Source organism: Pseudomonas sp. AC169 (genome assembly GCF_979258515.1).
In genome coordinates, this window is the sequence record NZ_OZ409866.1 from 1156432 (window position 1) to 1175448 (window position 19017).

At 58.9% G+C, this 19017-nt stretch carries 11 protein-coding genes; 4 read left to right on the top strand and 7 right to left on the bottom strand.

What is annotated here, in order from left to right; all coding sequences use genetic code 11:
• Positions 1–43 precede the first annotated feature (43 nt).
• From ACZZ0G_RS05215 to ACZZ0G_RS05230, 4 genes are all read right to left on the bottom strand, one after another.
• Positions 44–2776, bottom strand: coding sequence for a hypothetical protein (locus ACZZ0G_RS05215; protein ID WP_463555522.1), 2733 nt, complete (start codon positions 2774–2776; stop codon positions 44–46).
• A 50-nt stretch (positions 2777–2826) separates the two neighbouring features.
• Positions 2827–3297: a hypothetical protein gene (locus tag ACZZ0G_RS05220; RefSeq protein WP_463555523.1), complete on the bottom strand. Its 471-nt coding sequence runs from the start codon at positions 3295–3297 to the stop codon at positions 2827–2829.
• A 359-nt stretch (positions 3298–3656) separates the two neighbouring features.
• On the bottom strand, positions 3657–4013 hold the full coding sequence (locus tag ACZZ0G_RS05225) for a PilZ domain-containing protein (RefSeq protein ID WP_463555524.1): 357 nt from the start codon (positions 4011–4013) through the stop codon (positions 3657–3659).
• Between the two features lie 231 nt (positions 4014–4244).
• Positions 4245–4631 (bottom strand): tetratricopeptide repeat protein, encoded by a 387-nt coding sequence (locus ACZZ0G_RS05230; protein WP_242208145.1) that lies wholly within the window; start codon positions 4629–4631, stop codon positions 4245–4247.
• A gap of 170 nt (positions 4632–4801) precedes the next feature.
• On the opposite strand from ACZZ0G_RS05230, the gene pyk reads away from it, so the two are divergent.
• Positions 4802–6253 (top strand): pyruvate kinase, encoded by a 1452-nt coding sequence (pyk, locus tag ACZZ0G_RS05235; protein WP_463555525.1) that lies wholly within the window; start codon positions 4802–4804, stop codon positions 6251–6253.
• 253 nt (positions 6254–6506) lie between these two features.
• Here pyk and ACZZ0G_RS05240 read toward each other — a convergent pair whose 3' ends face one another.
• From ACZZ0G_RS05240 to ACZZ0G_RS05250, 3 genes are read right to left on the bottom strand one after another with little or no spacing between them, the layout of a single operon-like run.
• Positions 6507–7256, bottom strand: a complete 750-nt coding sequence (locus ACZZ0G_RS05240; RefSeq protein WP_463555526.1) for an enoyl-CoA hydratase-related protein — start codon at positions 7254–7256, stop codon at positions 6507–6509.
• Positions 7257–7285: 29 nt separating this feature from the next.
• Positions 7286–8221, bottom strand: coding sequence for an iron-sulfur-binding ferredoxin reductase (locus ACZZ0G_RS05245; protein WP_463555527.1), 936 nt, complete (start codon positions 8219–8221; stop codon positions 7286–7288).
• The gene (locus tag ACZZ0G_RS05250; RefSeq protein WP_463555528.1) at positions 8214–9320 is read right to left on the bottom strand and encodes a GGDEF domain-containing protein; all 1107 of its coding nucleotides are present in this window, start codon (positions 9318–9320) and stop codon (positions 8214–8216) included. Before ACZZ0G_RS05250 ends, ACZZ0G_RS05245 begins: the two co-directional genes overlap by 8 nt.
• Before the next feature lie 725 nt (positions 9321–10045).
• On the opposite strand from ACZZ0G_RS05250, the gene ACZZ0G_RS05255 reads away from it, so the two are divergent.
• The 3 genes from ACZZ0G_RS05255 (at position 10046) to ACZZ0G_RS05265 (ending at position 19009) form a co-directional block, all read left to right on the top strand.
• Complete coding sequence (locus ACZZ0G_RS05255) at positions 10046–11569, top strand: fumarate hydratase (protein WP_007916251.1); 1524 nt, start codon at positions 10046–10048, stop codon at positions 11567–11569.
• A 202-nt stretch (positions 11570–11771) separates the two neighbouring features.
• The gene (locus ACZZ0G_RS05260) at positions 11772–16289 is read left to right on the top strand and encodes a SpvB/TcaC N-terminal domain-containing protein (protein ID WP_463555529.1); all 4518 of its coding nucleotides are present in this window, start codon (positions 11772–11774) and stop codon (positions 16287–16289) included.
• Positions 16286–19009 carry an RHS repeat-associated core domain-containing protein gene (locus tag ACZZ0G_RS05265; protein ID WP_463555530.1) on the top strand — a complete coding sequence of 908 codons (2724 nt, stop codon included), beginning with the start codon at positions 16286–16288 and terminating at the stop codon, positions 19007–19009. Before ACZZ0G_RS05260 ends, ACZZ0G_RS05265 begins: the two co-directional genes overlap by 4 nt.
• The last annotated feature ends 8 nt before the right edge of the window (positions 19010–19017 follow it).

Below are 19017 nucleotides of genomic sequence, written 5' to 3' on the forward strand. Positions count from 1 at the left end.
CAACTGTCAGAAATGACAGGTGTTGTGTCCGTTCATCGGAAATTTACAACCGTGTTTTATCCGCCGGCACTGATTCGATTTCAAACCGCTCACTGACGACCCAGTCAGAACCCAGCGGATCGCTATCGCTGGGTTGCAGCTTGAAACGACACCAGTTGCCACCCAGCGGTAACGCCTGGTCAGACAGACCTTGCCAGTCCGGGTCGGCCTGAATCGACGCTACCCACGTCTGGTCCGGGTTGAACGGGTCGACCACAACACCGACACCTTGGCGGCCCTTGCCGGCAAACAGCACCGGGTTGCTGACCCAGCGTCCCGGCGCTGGTATCTCAATGGTGGGCAGATAAGTTGCCAGCTGAACCGTGCGTTTCGCGCTATCGGATTCAAACCCTTCGTAAGCCGCCACAACTTGCAGTTCATGATTGCCTTCGTCTTGCCCAGGCTCCAGCGTTACCGACCACGTTCGGTTTTCCCGCACCTCGACGCTTGCGTGGTCGCTACCCAGCGTCACGGTCACGGTGTCGCCGGGCGTCGCGAAACCCGACACCACGACCCGTCGGCCGATATGGTCATCGGCAGTCGGGGTTTCGATAAACGGAGCGGCCGGCACGACCTTGTAACGCAAACGCTCATTGGGCTGAGAACGCTGCGCAATGCCATTGAGGACGAAAGTCTGAAAGGCCCGGATAGTTGTGTTACCCACCGGCAAACTCACTTCGGCTTCCCAGTTGCCTGACGCGTTCACCTCAATATCCGTCAGCAATGGCTCAGTAGCGCCTTCCAGCCAGACCTCCACCAGCGCGGTAGGTCTGCCCGTACCAGCAATCTTCGAGATGCGTGGCGCTTTCCCGCCAGGGATCGGCGTCGTGAATCGAGGCGGCGGCACCACCACCTTGAGTTCGTGCACAGCGCTGTTGGTCGACTCTTGCCCGTTGAGTATCTGTTGCGCGTGGAGGAAATAATGCCTCAGTTCCAGATCGCGTAATTCGATCGACCATTTGCCCTCCTCAAGCAATTCGAGCGGATCACCCAGCGTTCCTCCCATCTGGCGGTCATGCAATTGCATGATCGCGCCCTGCATACCGTTATCACCTTCAATGGTGACGTCGTACCCCACTTCTGAGCCGGATACCGGCGCGACGATCAGCGGTTGCAACATGACTCTGTGGACAGTGAAGGTTTTCGATGCCGACACGGAAGGGAGATCGACAACGATCTGGGTAACGCTGACGCGGTGAAGGACTCCTGGTTCAAATGCTTTGGTTCGCTGAAATGCCCAGCGTTCACCCTCCACATCCGCTTCGTACTCCATGTCGTCGTCACTGAACCGGAGCTTTACCACCGCTCCAGGCCAACAAGTGCCACTGAAAATCGGCTCCAGACCCTCCTCGGCAGGATCCTCCAGGCCTGGCGCCAGCGGTGGAATCGTGACGTACAGGATGAAAGGACGTTGTGAGGGATGGTTTCCCAGATGCTGTTTAATGTGCACTTCCCGCTTGTTGGTTGGCCCCCACTTCACCAATGCAGGCGTCGACCATTGGCCGTTCACGACCACCACACTTCGTGCAGCCTCGGTGGTATCGGGAAACCTGAGCGAGACGGTGGCGTCTGTGTAACCTTTGCCGCTGAAGACGGGTAGATACGCCTCGGTGTAGCTCGCCTCGGTGATATCCGGCATGTCGTTGTGGACTTTGAACTCGAGAGGCTGCGAGTCGATCCAGCCATTGGCGTTGTCGGCGATCCTTTGAATCACCTTCACATCGTAGCTGCCCAGAGGCCAGACAACCTGGGCCGTTTCCCACCGGCCTTCCCCATCAACGCAGACGTTGGGAGGCAAAGGCAGCGAGCTGTCGCTGGCAGAGAACTGGATTTCGGTCGAGAGGTTTTGATCGAAATGGCCGGAGCCGGAGAACTTCAAACTTGTATCCGGGAGAAAGGTGACTTCAGGTTTTTCCAGTTGTGGAGGGCGGATTCGGAAAGAGCGGGGGGCGCTGCGCTTGGACGGTACACCGCCAAAGGTTTGCATCGCGACAAGCGAGACAGGGCCTGGCTCGACAATGACTGGAGCAAACCAGTTGGCACCGGATACTGCATCTTCCCCCACTTGAGTGGTCGATAGATCCTTGAAAATCTGCATGACTGAGCCGGGTCTGCCCTGCGTGCCACCGATCAAGAAAGAGCAATTCTGTAAAGGCTCAACCGGGCTGGTGATGACGGGCGTCCCTTTCCTCGCAACATTGACCGTTGCGGATTGTGGCGAAGGGAACTCGCCGATGACTTGCGTGGCAAAGTAAGACGCGCTGTTATCCGATAGCGTCAAGCGCTTTTCCCACGTCCCATCGGGTTGAATGTCAGCATTACCCAAGACCCCGCCGGTCGATGCGTTATGCACCCTCACCGTCCCCACGCCAAACTCGCCACCGCTCCCTCGTATGGAGAATTGTTCGTCGACTTCCTCTCCGGAAATGGGAGAGGTGATCGTCACCGGTGTGACGCGTAGATTCACTGTCACCTTCACGCCACCGACCGGCTGGAGTTCTATCCTGTATTGACCGGGTTCGAACACGCCCTTTATCACAGTGTTCCAGAGCCCATTTTTTGGGGTAGTCGTTTCGGCAGCGACCTCGTCATTTAGCTTGAACATACGCAAAACGATAGGGAAGTTAACATCTGAATTACCGGCAACGACAATATCGCCATTTCTCACATAGGCATTATTTACCGGTGTTGTAATCGAAGTAATCAGCACGCCCTCTGACTCGCCTTCAGTAATCATCTGCAGCCTCCCTGTTTTTTAAGGCTTAACATTAAAAAGCCAAACATCATTCAAACACTGAAATCTACCCAGATTTCATCGGTGCCCTCTGGATCCTTAACCCCACCTTTATCGAAGATGTATTTGATATAAACTCGAGTTCGTCCGTGGACAGCAATCCATCCACCGCGAGGATAGCTGTGCCACTCGCCGTCTTGCCAAATAGCATCCGGGGAGTCGACGCCCCACCATTGCTTTGAGTCGAAACTAAAATGCAAGTTAGCTTTGTTGCCACCTTGATTACCAGACTGGGTAATTCGATATTGTGAGGAGTAGCAATAAAAGAGCCCTCCACCATTTCCCCACCAATAACTAAAAGTCAGCTCACCTATAAAGTTATCCACACTGACGCGCAGTGTTTTGGTAATTGCCTGAGTACAATCGATCGACTTGAGCTCCTCCTCTGAAAAAGACTGGGAAGCGCTGACGTCCTCATGATTATTTGGATTTGAAGTTGTCAGATTCTTTTTCTTGTCACCCATAAAAACCTCCGCACTTTGCTGAGCTGATTCGTTCCTGTTGCAAAAACATTGAACGCTCAGCCTGTGCAAGGGCACACCTGTAAGATCTGACAGTCCCGACGAACGGTGTTTTTCCCAGCAAATAATGCGACTTGTTTCGATCGGACAAGCCGCGATCGGATGTCGATCATCCGACTGACAGGAAACTGTTTCTGAGAGAGAAGGCTGAATAACGAGCGGGCGCGATCGATACCACCTGACCGTTAATAAGCGCGTGCCAGTGAAGACGCCTTCGCAGACAAACCCGCCCTCACAGGATGCAGGTGCACCGGATCCTGTGCAGGAGCGAGCCTTCTCTCGAAGCCTTTAGGGGTTTTAAATCAAGCCGAGGCCGGCAACGGCTGAAAACTGAAATAACGCTGCAACGCCTGCACCAACTGACCGAACTCCGGCGGGGCGCGTTGCAGGACGAAGCCGGCGTCGTAGTGCAGCGGCGTGGCGTCTTCATGGCACCACACGCAGCACGCGGTGAAGTCGATCACCTGTTGGCAGCTATCGCTGGCGGGTATTTTCAGACGCAACTGGAAATCCACGCCGACCATCATCGGCAATTGGCTGATGAGCATCAGCCCGTCTTCGGAGAGGTTGCCGAGAAAGCCGATGGGTTTGTCAGTGACGCTGTTGAACACTCTGAGGAAATACGGCAACTGATGCCGTTCGATCCGTTCGGTAAACATGCGCAGTTCGCCATGCAAGGCTCTGTCACAGAGCCGCACCTTTGCTTCGGAACGTGCCAGTGTCGCAGGCCCGCTCTCCCCGCTTCCGGTGTGACGGTCGCTACGTCGCCGTCACCTGACCACTTGCCAGTCGCAGGTGTTGCTCCGGGTTTACAGATTCAGCGCTAAACCCGGGTTATTCGACTATAGCTCAGCTTGTACACACAGCCAGATTTTGTATGACAACTGTCATCAGAAGCGCGTCGGCCGCACCACGGCAGCGGCACTGCGTGTCGGGTAATGACCCAGGCTCTGCAAGGTTTCCAGACGGGCGCGGGCGCGGAAGGCGTATTCGCTGTTGGGGTACGAAGCAATGATGAACTGGTAGGTCTGCGCCGCGTCGACAAACATTTTCTGCCGCTCCAGGCACTGGCCGCGCATCATCGACACTTCCGGCCACACGTACGGGCGGGCACGGCTGGCGCGTTCGACCTTGGACAGCTCGAGCATGACCTGCTCGCAGTTGCCGCGATCGTAGGCGCTGTAGGCGTTGTTCAAATGATGGTTCATCGACCAACGGGTACAGCCCGTGACGGCGAGGACGCTGAGGGCAAGGGCGGCAATGGGTACGAATCGCATGAGGGTTCTCCTGTCTTGTGCTCTTTATCGACCCTTGCCGAGAAATCTTCAGAAGTGTTTGCGCCAATCGTCGTGTTCAATAAAGAAAGTAATAAGTAGTGCATTCGAACAATGACTACACCCCAAGAGCATAGTAGCCTTCGCTAGCGCTTGAACTCAGGAGTCTTTGCATGTCCGTCCGTCGTACCAAAATCGTCGCTACCCTTGGCCCGGCCAGTAACTCGCCGGAAGTTCTCGAACAGCTGATTCTGGCTGGTCTGGACGTTGCCCGTCTGAACTTCTCCCACGGCACCCCCGACGAGCACAAGGCTCGCGCGAAGCTGGTGCGTGACCTCGCTGCCAAGCACGGTCGCTTCGTCGCCCTGCTGGGTGACCTGCAAGGCCCGAAAATCCGTATCGCCAAATTCGCCAACAAGAAGATCGAGCTGAAGATCGGTGACAAGTTCACCTTCTCCACCAGCCATCCTCTGACCGAAGGCAACCAGCAAGTGGTCGGCATCGACTACCCGGATTTGGTCAAGGACTGCGGCGTGGGCGACGAGCTGCTGCTCGACGACGGCCGTGTGGTGATGCGCGTTGATACCCAAACTGACGATGCATTGCATTGCACCGTGACCATCGGCGGCCCGCTGTCCGACCACAAAGGCATCAACCGTCGCGGTGGCGGCCTGACCGCACCGGCCCTGACTGAAAAAGACAAGGCCGACATCAAGCTCGCCGCGGAAATGGAAGTCGACTACCTCGCGGTGTCCTTCCCGCGTGACGCTGCCGACATGGAATACGCCCGTCAACTGCGCGACGAAGCCGGCGGCACCGCCTGGCTGGTGGCGAAGATCGAACGTGCTGAAGCCGTGGCCGACGACGAAACCCTCGACGGCCTGATCAAGGCGTCCGACGCGGTGATGGTTGCCCGTGGTGACCTCGGTGTGGAAATCGGCGACGCCGAACTGGTGGGCATTCAGAAGAAAATCATTCTGCACGCACGCCGCCACAACAAGGCTGTGATCGTCGCGACCCAGATGATGGAGTCGATGATCCAGAACCCGATGCCGACCCGCGCCGAAGTGTCCGACGTGGCCAACGCCGTGCTCGACTACACCGACGCCGTGATGCTCTCGGCTGAATCCGCCGCTGGCCTGTACCCGCTGGAAGCCGTGCAAGCGATGGCGCGCATCTGCGTCGGCGCTGAAAAGCACCCGACCGGCAAGACCTCCAGCCACCGTATCGGCAAGGAATTCACCCGCTGCGACGAAAGCATCGCGCTGGCGACCATGTACACCGCCAACCACTTCCCGGGCGTCAAAGCGATCATCGCCCTGACCGAAAGTGGCTACACCCCGCTGATCATGTCGCGCATCCGTTCCTCGGTGCCGATTTACGCGTTCTCGCCGCACCGTGAAACTCAGGCGCGTGCAGCGATGTTCCGTGGCGTGTACACCATTCCGTTCGATCCGGCTTCGCTGGAACCGCACGAAGTCAGCCAGAAAGCCATCGATGAGCTGACCAAACGCGGCGTAGTGGAGAAAGGCGACTGGGTCATCCTGACCAAGGGCGACAGCTACCACACCACCGGCGGCACCAACGGCATGAAGATCCTGCACGTGGGCGATCCGCAGGTCTGAGTGATGCGCTGAAAAACAAGAGCCCCGGCATGTGAATGCCGGGGCTTTTTGTTGTCTGCGTTGAATCAAAAGCCCCTCACCCTAGCCCTCTCCCAGAGGGAGAGGGAACCGATCGAGAGATATTGCAGAATTGCACCGACCTGATAGCTCTGTGCTGAATCCGACCGGTTCTTTCAACACATCACACTTCGGTCCGCTCCCTCTCCCGCCGGGAGAGGGCTGGGCGGGCGGCGTTCCGATGAGGGTTGGCTTTTCAATGCCGTTTGATAAACCCGCTCAATGCGGCCAACGCTTCCGGTGACCGGAGCCGCTGAGTAAACAAAGCTCCCTCCTCCTCAATCACCTTGCGAATCAACTCGCGATCCGGCGCCCTCATCAATTGCTTGCTGATGCGCACCGCCTCAGCCGGCAACTCGTCAAATCGCAGCGCCATTTCCCGCGCCTTGCTCAACGCCGCATCACCACTGCCGAGCGCCTCGGTGGCAATCCCCCACGAGGCGGCCTGTTCGCCACTGAAGCCTTCGCCGAGCAACAACAGCTCCGCCGCTTTGGCCTGCCCGAGCAGACGCGGCAGAATCAGGCTGGAACCAAACTCCGGACATAACCCAAGGTTAACGAACGGCATACGCAACCGCGCATCGCGGGCCACATAGACCAGATCGCAATGCAGCAACAACGTGGTACCGATGCCCACTGCCGCGCCGGCTACAGCGGCAATCACCGGTTTGCGGCATTCGAGCAGATTGAGCATGAAATGAAACACCGGGCTGTCGAGGTCGCTCGGCGGTTGCTGGATGAAGTCGGCGATGTCGTTGCCGGCAGTGAAGCACTCGGCACTGCCGGTGATCAGCACGGTGTTGATTTCAGGGTCGCCATCGGCCTGCTTCAGCGCCTCGGCGAGACGGCTGTACATGGCGCGGGTCAGGGCGTTTTTCTTGTCGGGGCGGTTGAGGCGCAGGGTCAGCAAACCGCGTTCGCGTTCCAGCAGGATGGCATCGGTCATGGCGTGTCTCGCGTCTGAAATATCAGCGCTCAACCACGGCTCAAAAATACGTCGGCCAGCAGTTGGTTGCGCGGCAATCCGGCCAGGTACAGACGCCTTGCGAAGGCGTCGACATTGGCCGTCGAGCCGCAGACTAAGGCCAGGGTTTGCCGGGAAACAAGGCGCAGTTGCGCCAAAGCGGCGGCGGACTCGGCCGCCGTCCACAGCTCGACGCTGAGGTTTTCCCTTTGCGCGGCCAGTGCTGCAAGGGGTTTGGCCAGATAGTGCTCGCGCTCGTCATGGGCCACGTGAATGACACGGATGGCGCCTTGGTGATCCTGGCGCAAGGCTTCGCGCAGCACGCCGAACAAAGGGCCTAGACCGGTGCCGGCGGCCAGCAGCCACAAGGGGCGACTGTGCCAGTCCGGGTCGTAATGCAAGGCGCCGCCGCGCAGTTCGCCGAGGCGGACCGGGTCGCCGATCTGCAAGCGCCGCGCGGCATCGCTGAATTCACCGGGCTGGCGGCAGTCGAGGTGGAATTCGAGAAAGCGGTCTTCTTCCGGCAGGCTTGCCAGCGAATACGGCCGCGCAATGTGATTGATCCATAGCACCAGGTGTTGCCCGGCGCTGTAACGCAACGGCCGTTGCGGGGTCAGGCGCAAGCGCAGAACGCTGTCACTGAGCCAGTCCAGCGCTTCGACCACTGCCGGGCGACCATCGGTGATCGGGTCGAACGTATGCACCTGCAAATCTTCGACGACCTGACACTGACAGGCCAGACGCCAGCCTTGCTGACGCTGTTCGGCGCTCAAGGCGTCCGGCCGATTGTCGGCGGGCAGGCCTTGCACGCATTGCACCAGACAGGCATGGCAACTGCCGGCGCGGCAACTGTAAGGCACAGCGACGCCATTCTGATTGAGGGCATCGAGCAGATTGCTGCCCGGGGCCACCGACCATTTTCGCTCACCGACGCGAAGTTCAGGCATCGACGTTCTCCCACGCGGCCGCACAACGATTGCGCCCGTCACGTTTGGCCCGATACAAGGCCTGATCGGCGCGCTGCAAGGCGTCGTCCAGATCATCGCCCAACGCCAACAGCGTCATGCCGGCCGACAGGCTGAGGTTGCGCACATTCAGGCCGACCAGTTCGACGTCGGTAAAGGCGATGCGCAGACGCTCGCAGCAAGCAGTCAGCCGTTCGGCGTCACAATCGGGCAGCAGCACAACGAATTCCTCACCACCATAACGCGCCAGCACATCGCCGTCGCGCAGACACGCCTGAGCGACGCCAGCGAAGGCCTGCAACACCTGATCGCCCGCCGCATGGCCGTGCAGATCATTGATACGTTTGAAGTGGTCGAGGTCGATCAGCGCCAGACCGTGCACGATATTGTCGTCCATTTCATTCAGCTCTCGCGTGGCCAGACGCAGAAAATGCCGACGATTGAACAGCCCGGTCAGCTCATCGGTGGCGACCAGATCTTCCAACTGCCGCATCATTCCGCGCAGGGTGTCCTGATGCGCCTGCAAAGCAAATCGTCTTTGCCGCTGGCGTTGCCGCGAAACCTGGACGAAGCGCGCGTAAAGCACCAGCCACGCCAGCGCCATCGCCAGAATGCACACCTGCAAGGCGGCAAGCGCCGGTTCGCGCAAGCGGAAGTGGTAGCCGTCCCACAGCGTGATTACGCAGAAACTGAAGAACACCAGCAGGGCACAACGAACAAACGCCCGCCGACTGAGATGGAACAGGCCGAACAGCAGGATCAACACGTAGAACACCAGAAAGGCGCCACGGGCCTCATCCAGATGGGCGATCAGCCAGGTTTGCCAGCCGAGACCGAGCAATACCTGCGCTTCGGTCAGGCTGGGATCGGCAAAGCGCAGGTTGCGCCCGCTCCAGAACAGCGCGAACAGCACCGACTGGCTGATCACCACCAGCGCACTGCCGACGGCCACAGAAGTCAGGGACTGCTCGTAATGACCGGTGAAAAACGCCAGCCACAGCAGCAGCAAAGCCAATCCATAGGTGGCCGCAGCGAGGGCAAAGCGTTTGAGCAAAAGACGTTGAATGGCGTTATGGGTCAATCGTTGACTCACCGTGCGATAGGAGGCTGACCGAGTGTCCTACTCTACAGACCGGCTGCCACTTTAGAGGCGTAGTCGATAAATGACCACCGATTTTCGGGCTCGAAATTTGACGTCAAAAGTGTGGCCTGCGTATACCGCCAAAAGCCCCTCACCCTAGCCCTCTCCCAGAGGGAGAGGGGACTGACCGGGTTGTTTATCCGAGGTACACCGACCTGAACCATCATGACGAACTCAGGTTTTAACAGCATGAAGATCAGCTCCCCTTCCTGAGTCGAGCACAGGTTTGAACAACATGCGCATCGCCCCCTTTCCTGAGTCGAACCCAGATTTGAACAGCATGCGCATCGCCCCCGTTCCTGAGTCGAACCCAGGTTTGAACAACGTGAAGATCGGCTCCCTTTCCCCCTCGCCCCCCTGGGGGAGAGGGCTGGGGTGAGGGGGTAGATCTTGAAGTGCAAACCCGCTGTCCGATATTCGCCCACCCATGCGACCAACGAATGACTGCCGGCGCGTGTACGCCTCACCGAGGCGCGGTATACTGCCGCGCCTTTTTAGCGTCGCGCCAGCAGCCCCGGCGTGCCCGGCCCAAAGGGCCAGCTTCAAGTTGCAAGCTCCAAGCCGCAAGCTCAAGCAGTCCGCGTACTGCTCCAACTTGCCGCTCGAAGCTAGAAGCTCAAAGCTGCCCTATTAAAATGTTCCCGTCTTTTAGAGGAGCGCGACTCATGACCGTGATCAAGCAAGACGACCTGATTCAGAGCGTTGCCGACGCCCTGCAGTTCATTTCCTATTACCACCCCGTGGATTTCATCCAGGCGATGCACGAAGCCTACCTGCGCGAAGAATCGCCAGCGGCCCGTGACTCGATGGCACAGATCCTGATCAACTCGCGCATGTGCGCCACCGGCCACCGCCCGATCTGCCAGGACACCGGTATCGTCACCGTGTTCGTGCGCGTCGGCATGGACGTGCGTTGGGATGGCGCCACCATGGGCCTGGACGACATGATCAACGAAGGCGTGCGTCGCGCCTATAACCTGCCGGAAAACGTCCTGCGTGCCTCGATCCTCGCCGACCCGGCGGGCGCTCGGAAAAACACCAAGGACAACACCCCGGCCGTGATTCACTACTCCATCGTCCCGGGCAACACCGTGGAAGTGGACGTGGCGGCCAAGGGCGGCGGTTCCGAGAACAAGTCGAAAATGGCCATGCTCAACCCGTCCGACTCGATCGTTGACTGGGTACTGAAGACCGTTCCGACCATGGGCGCCGGCTGGTGCCCACCGGGCATGCTCGGCATCGGCATCGGCGGCACCGCCGAGAAAGCCGCGGTCATGGCCAAGGAAGTGTTGATGGAATCCATCGACATTCACGAGTTGAAGGCCCGTGGCCCACAGAACCGCATCGAAGAGATGCGTCTGGAGCTGTTCGAGAAGGTCAACCAGTTGGGCATCGGCGCCCAGGGTCTCGGTGGCCTGACCACCGTGCTCGACGTGAAGATCATGGATTACCCGACCCACGCCGCCTCGCTGCCGGTGTGCATGATTCCGAACTGCGCCGCCACCCGTCACGCGCACTTCGTGCTCGACGGTTCCGGCCCGGCCTCGCTGGAAGCGCCACCGCTGGACGCCTACCCGGAAATCGTCTGGGAAGCCGGCCCGTCGGCCCGTCGCGTCAACCTCGACACCCTGACCCCGGAAGACGTGCAGAGCTGGAAGCCGGGCGAAACCGTCCTGCTCAACGGCAAAATGCTCACCGGTCGCGACGCCGCGCACAAGCGCATGGTCGAGATGCTCAACAAAGGTGAAACCCTGCCGGTCGACCTCAAAGGTCGTTTCATCTACTACGTTGGCCCGGTTGATCCGGTCGGTGACGAAGTGGTTGGCCCGGCTGGCCCGACCACCGCGACGCGGATGGACAAGTTCACCCGGCAGATCCTTGAGCAGACCGGCCTGTTGGGCATGATCGGCAAATCCGAGCGCGGCCCGACCGCAATCGAAGCGATCAAGGACAACAAAGCCGTGTACCTGATGGCCGTCGGCGGTGCTGCTTACCTGGTGGCTCAGGCCATCAAGAAGTCGAAAGTGCTGGCGTTTGCCGAACTGGGCATGGAGGCGATCTACGAGTTCGAGGTCAAGGACATGCCGGTCACCGTTGCGGTGGACAGCAAAGGTGAGTCGGTTCACATCACCGGTCCGGCGATCTGGCAACAGAAGATCAGCGAAAGCCTGGCGGTAGAAGTGCAGTAAGCGCTTCGCCTGCATGAAAACGGCCGGTTCATCCTCAGGGGTGACCCGGCCGTTTTTGCATGCACAAACCGTTCGCGATAAAAAACCTGCCGAAGCACACAAAATGATCTTGCGCACCTGTCAGATCTGACAGGTTCATTTCAACGCTGTTCTTGTTAGCGTCAGTCCATTCACGCCCACCCCGCGCGTAATGGATTCGAGCATGCCTGATCAACAAGAGCTGAGCATCACCACACCCTCGATCGCCAAAAGCGCATCGATCGCTACCATCGGCAAAAGCTGGGGCGCGGTGGGGCCGACCGGAGCGGCATCGTTCGAACTGCCGATTCCGACGTCTGCCGGGCGGGGCTGGGATCCGCAGTTCTCGCTGACCTATAGCAGTCAGAGTGGCAACGGTCCGTTCGGTCTGTCCTGGCACTTGGGTGGCGCGGGTCAGATCAACCGTAGAACCAACAAAGGCGTGCCGCGCTACACCGATCACGACGAGATCGTCGGTGTCGATGGCGAAGTGTGGATGCCGGAGCTGGAGGAAAACGGTGAACTCAAATTCCGTGAGGAAAGCACCTACAACGGCGTCGACATCGGCCCGCACAGAGTCGTGCGCTACTGGCCTCGAGTGGAAAGCGATTTTGCCCTGCGCGAGCGCTGGCAGCGCCAGACTGGAGAAGCCGATCCACCGATATTCTGGCTGATACACGGCGCTGACGGCTCGCTGCACCTTTACGGCAAAACCGCAGCGACGCGCATCGCCGACCCCGACGCACCTGGACGAATCGCCGCATGGCTGCTGTGCGAAAGCATGAACGCGCGCGGCGAACATATCTGCTTCGAATACAAGGCCGATGATCAGGATCCCGACCCGCTGCACGACTACCGCGCCCAGCGCTATTTGCGCCGCGTGTGCTACGGCAACTTCACCGCCAGCAGCAATCTGTACAGCTGGACGACGGATAATCCCGCCGACCTCGATTGGCACTTTCATCTGTTGTTTGATTACGGCGAGCGCAGCACGTCACTGACCGACATTCCGGCGTACGACGGTGAAACACTGAAACCCTGGACGGTCAGACCGGACAGTTTTTCAACCCATGGTCGAGGTTTTGAGCTGGGTACCCGCCGACTCTGCCAGCAAACATTGCTGTTTCATTACTTCCCCGAGCAATCGACAGACCAACCGAAACTGGTGCGCCGCCTGCTATTGGAATATCGCCAGGCGCAGGAAGACCAACAGTGGACCTACAGCCAGATCAGCGCGGCGCACTATCAGGCCTTCGATGCCCAAGGCATTGTCGAAAACACGCCGCCGATCGAGTTCGACTACGCCCCGTTCGAGGTCAGTAAAACCCCGACCCGACTCTTCGAACTCGATGTACAGCCGGGTATCGAGGACGGTGGTTTTTACCAGTGTGTGGATCTTTATGGCGAGGGTGTACCGGGTTTTCTGTGTCGCTATGATCAGGCCTGGTACTACCGCGAACCACGGCGTGCGACCGAGGGCACCGATGAGATCGGCTACGGGCCTTGGATCGAGCTGGCCAAGATTCCAGTCGCTGATCGCAACCGTCCGGTACAGCAACTGCTGACCGACCTGACGGGTGACGGTCGGCTCGACTGGGTCACCGCGCAACCGGGTATCAGTGGTTTCCGCACCCTGACAGAACAACGCACGTTTGCCGACTTCGTGCCCTTCGGCAAATTCCCACCGGAGTTTTTCAACACCCTGTCGACACTCGGTGACTTGAGTGGCGATGGCTTGAGCAGCGTGGCGTTGATCGGGCCCGACTCGGTGCGGCTCTATGCCAACGAGCGCGAACAGGGCTTTGCCGCACCTGAAGAGGTGCTTCATGAGCCCGACGACGATCGCTTGCCACTGTTCAGCAATTCGCCGACAGAACTGGTGCTGTTGGGCAACCTGCTGTGCAGCGACATGCCCGAGCTGTGCCGGATACGCCACGACGAAATCCGTTGCTGGCCGAACCTGGGCCATGGCCGCTTTGGCAAGGGTCGCAAGATCAGCGCATTGCCGTTCAGCTATGAGCAATTCGACTCGTCACGGGTACGCCTTGCCGACCTCGACGGCTCCGGCGCAGCTGCGCTGATTTATCTGAAGTCAGAGGCCTTCGATATCTACCTGAATCGCGGCGGCAATGGCCTGGAGCAGACACCGATCAGCGTGCCGTGGCCCGACGGCGTGCGCTACGACCGTTTCAGCCAGGTGAGTTTTGCCGACCTTCAGGGGTTGGGCTGCGCCAGCCTGATCCTGACGGTACCGCATATGCAGCCGCAGCACTGGCGCTACGATTTCGTTTCGGCCAAGCCGTATCTGCTGACCAGCAGCAATAACAACATGGGTTGCAGTGCCAGCGTGGTCTACCGCAGTTCGGCGCAAGAATGGCTGGATGAAAAACGCCGCTTGCCCACCCATAGACGCTTTCCGGCTTGTCACCTGCCGTTCCCGGTTGCAGTGGTCAAAAAACAGCAGCAACTGGATGAAATCACCGGTAACTGTCTGACACAGACTTTTACGTGGCGGGAGGGTTACTACGACAGCTGTGAGCGCGAGTTCCGTGGTTTCGGCCTGTTGCAGCAAACCGACAGTGAGAGCGCCAGCGACGATGAGGGCGAAGGTTTCAGCGAGCCGATGCGGGTCTTCACCTGGTTTCATACCGGGCAAGCGATGGACCGGTCGCGCTATGGATATTTCAATCAGGATGCCCAAGCGGTAGCACTGGGCAGCACCCTGTTCAGCCGCCATTTCCCCGAAGATGACGTCGATCAAATCATTCCTCCGCACACTGAAGACACCCGATACCAAGCCGCCCGGGCACTGGTCGGCCGCCCTGCACGCATCGAAACCCATGCCGATGCCGACGTGGATGCCCCCGGAATCGCCACGCCTTACGCAATCGAAGAGTTCCGTTATCTGGTGCGCGAAGTGCGCGAGCAAGGTGCTTATGCCGCGGCCGTATTGCTGCCGCTGGTGGTCGAGCAGATCAGCTACCAGTACGACGGCTTCGTCGAGGATCCTCTCTGTCGCAATGAGGTAAACCTGCACTGGAACAGATACGGCCAGCCGACGCATTCAATCACGGTGAGCTACGCCCGGCGCCTCACCGAAACCGATGAGCCACCCTTCGACGATCCTGATGAGAAGCAATGGTGGTACGACGCCCATGACCCGGCCCAACGCTCGTTCTACCTGAATGAAAGCCGGGCAACGTTCATCGATATCGACACGGACGTGCAGCATTGGCGCCTCGGGTTGCCCTGGCAACAACGCGGTAATGCGCTGGTCCTGGCAAAAGGCAACCTGCCTGCCGGGCTAACGCCTGCGCAGGTGTCCTATGAGTGCCTGATGGAGCATGAAGATTCGCCGCACTGGAATGCCGAACGGGTGCTGACAACGCAGTCCGTACAGCGTTACCTGAGTACCGACGGCAAGTTGCTGGACGACGGCATTGCCGGCTTCGAAGCCCTGGCCGGTCCACTGGAAGTGGCACAACTGGACAAGACCGCGCTGGACGCTTACAGCGTGCTGTCGAATTTCGACGTGAGGGCTGAACTGGCAGCGATTGGTTACATACCGATGCCGTTTCTGTTCTGGATTCATCCCTTGGGCGGCACAGAACAGGATCTCTGGTCGGCGAATTTCGGTTACGCCGAATATGCCAGTCTCGACGGGTTCCACAAGGTACTGCGCTATCGCGAAACCCTCAGCCATGGCTACACACGCGCCGAATACGACACGTATGCGCTAGCGGTCAAACACGTGGAACTACCGGATGGCTGCACCACGCGAATCGAGTACGACTACCACGCGCTGCAACCGGTGAAAATCATCGATGCCAACGACAACATTCACGAAGCGATCTACGAACCTTCTGCTCAGCCATTGGCCACCAGTTTTTACGGCACCGAAAACAACAAGCCAGTGGGTTTCAAGCCGCTAAGCGACTACATACCTGCGGAGGATCGGCGTCCGGCAACGGCGATTGCCACCCCCCCCGCCGCCGTACAGGAAGCCGCGACGACCCTGCGCAAGGATCTGTTCAGCTGGATGGGGCAGACCGCCAACGACACCCGCGCCGCCCGCGCATGGATCGCCCAGGGATATCTGCTGCCCAGCGGCCACATCCGGGCCAGCGCCCGCCGACAACTGGCCCAACGCAGTGGCGCCCTGACGCCTGATGAACAGGCATTGCACGAGGCCATTGCAGCGGTGCATCGCGAACCGGTTCACAGCGTCATTCTCAGTGCTGACCGCTACCCCGATGATCCGGTGCAGGCGCAGATCCAGATCAGCAAAGCCTGCGTCGACGGCTTTGGCCGCCCCCTGCAAACCCAGCAACTGGTCGACCCGGGCAAGGCCTATGCGGTGGACGCCGACGGCTCGCTGATCGTCGAGAATGGCCAGTTCAAAGAGGTCGATGCCGACCCGCGCTGGCGAATCAGCGAGCGGGTCGAATACAACAACAAGGGCTTGCCGGTGCGTCAGTTCCGCGCGTTTTTCGCCGATACTCATGGCTACGTCAACGATCAGTCCCTGCGCACACTGGGCAATCACGACAGTATTTTCTATGACACCCAAGGCCGAACAATCCGCGTGGTCAATGCCAAGGGCGATTTTTCCCGAGAGACCTACCACCCTTGGTACCACGCCAGCGAAGACTTCAACGACACCGCTGAACCGTCGTCACCCACAAAGGCATCACGGTCATGAATGCCAACGTGCATCGACGCACACCCGCGCTGGCGGCGAGCGATGCGCGTGGTCTGCCGGTGCGGCAGATCGGGTACTTGCGTAGCGCCGCCAATGACACACCTGAAGCGCTTGTCAGCCGTCAACAGCATGACCTCGCCGGACGGCTGGTCGAGCAATGGGACCCGCGCCTGTCAGCGCCTTGCCAGACCACGGTTTACAGCCTGAACGGTGCGGCATTGAAGTCCGACAGCGTCGACGCCGGCTGGCGCCTGACGCTACCGGGGCTGGCCGGCGAGCCTTTGCAGCGTTGGGATCAGCGTGACCATCATTGGCGCACGACTTTCGATGAGCAGTTGCGGGTGATCGCGGTCGAGGAAAATGGCGAACCCGGTGTTGATGTTTTCATCTACGCCGACGCCTCGGCAGAGGTGGGGTACAACCAGCGCGGCCAGTTGCTGGAACAGAAAGATCGTTCCGGCTCACTGCTGACGGACAGCTTTTCCCTGGCCGCTCAGCCGCTCAGGGAAACCCGCACGTTCCACGATGATCAAGCATTCACCAGCGAGCAAGTGTTCAGCGCGCTCGACGCCCTGCTGGAACAGACCGACGCCGGCGGTCATCGGCGACGCTCGCTCTACGGCCTGGCCGGGCAACTCAAACAAGCGGATCTACTGATCAAAGGCACGTCTGACTGGCAACCGGTATTGCTGGACGCGCAGTACAACGCCAATGACCAGATCATCGAGCAACTGGCGGGCAATAGAGTCCTCAGTCAGTGGACATATGACCCGGCGGACGGTCGTTTGCACATCCAGTCCAGCCGCAAGGACGGCGGCGGCAGCCTGCAAAATCTCGAATATTTCTACGACCGCGTCGGCAACATCATCCGCATCGAAGACCACGCTTTTCAACCGCGCTACTTCGCCAATCAACTGATCGACGGCCACCGCGATTTCACTTACGACTCACTCTATCGGCTGACCAGCGCCACCGGTTACGACGACGCTCCGCCCTCGGACATTCCCGGCCTGCCGCAACCGAGCGACCCAGGCAATCGCCTCAACTACAGCCAGACTTATCAGTACGACCACGGCGGCAACCTGATCGAACTGTGTCACGTTCGGGCCGGCAATAATTTCACCCGGCAAATGCGCATCGACCCGAAGAGTAATCGCGGGGTGCGCTGGAATTCAGGCGAGCCGGAGCCGGTGTTCGACGATCTGTTCGATCGCCATGGCAATCAACTGACCGTACAACCGGGACAACCGCTGCAATGGAACGCCCGCGATGAACTAGCGAGCGTGACCCTGATCCAGCGCGAGAGCGGCCTCAATGACGCCGAGCACTACCGCTACAGCCAGGGCATGCGCGTGTTCAAACGCCACGAAATCCACACCCCCACGGCCGCACATTTCCATCAGGTGCGCTACCTGCCGGGGCTGGAAATCCGCACCCGCGACAACGGCGAAGCACTGCACGTCATCACTCTGGGCAACGCCCGCTGCCTGCATTGGGAAGCAAACAAACCTGACGGGATCGACGACGATCAACTGCGTTACAGCCTCGAAGATCACCTCGGCTCCTCTGTCATGGAGCGCGATCAACAGGCAGACCTGATCAGCGAGGAAGGCTATTACCCCTTTGGCGCAACAGCATGGATGCTGGCTCCGTCAGCGATTGAAGTGAGCTACAGGTTCATTCGGTATTCGGGCAAGGAGATGGATGTCAGCGGGCTGTATTACTACGGCGCGCGGTATTACGCGCCGTGGTTGCAGCGCTGGGTCAGCGCCGATCCGGCGGGGGATGTGGATGGGCTGAATCTGTATGGGTTTGTAGGCAACAATCCAATGAGTTACATCGATACTGGTGGTACGACAAGAACACCATCGCAGCTCAAAGATGTCATCGCCGACGAATCGAAATTTCTTGCTCATATTCCAGGCGGAATGAGTGAAGTACAGAGTACGTTGGCGGATTTGACCTCTCCTAAAACCTTTCGAATAAAACTTATAAAAAACTTCATCTATCTTGCAGGACGAGCGACTGTAGGTTTCTTCAGCGGTTATGGTACGACCAGTATGCTTCCATCAAGTATGCCAGGAGAACTACAAGGCTTGACCGTAGGCAACGAGACCGCCGACTACGCGAATAGGGCCTACTCAAACATCACATCACAGCTGAACGCATCTATTCTTCCGCGACACTCGGATCTGGATGTGCAATTACTACACGATCAAAGCTCTGGAAAGACCGCCAGCCCCTTGGACAGATACTCTGTAGCGCCAACGACCTGGCAGGAAAGATCTGAAAATATTAGAGCGTTGTTCAGTTTTGGACGTGATTCGGTTGGCGGAGCCCTGATTCCCGGAGTCTCTGAACTCGCTGAGCTTTTCCAACTATCGAAGGACACGACCAAAGCCGAGCAACTACTGAGCAAATTCGAATTAGATGTGTATGACTCAATGCTCGACAGCCTGCGCGAGGGCATTGTCCGTTCATCAGAGGCCATTAACGTCGCGTTCAACGAACTGGGGGTCGAGCAGGTATATACGAACTCTATCAATTACCTGAAAGACCTTGGACAAGGACGGGTCGCCGCTTCGAATTCAAGGATGATTGAACTCTCGGCAATCAGACTTTCAACAGAAAGTGCACTGCGCAGCGTAGACCAAACCAAAGCCGTACTTGCCAGATATCGAGTCTACGCAGCGGAAAAAGCTGTTAAGCGGGCAGCCTGAGGCCATGA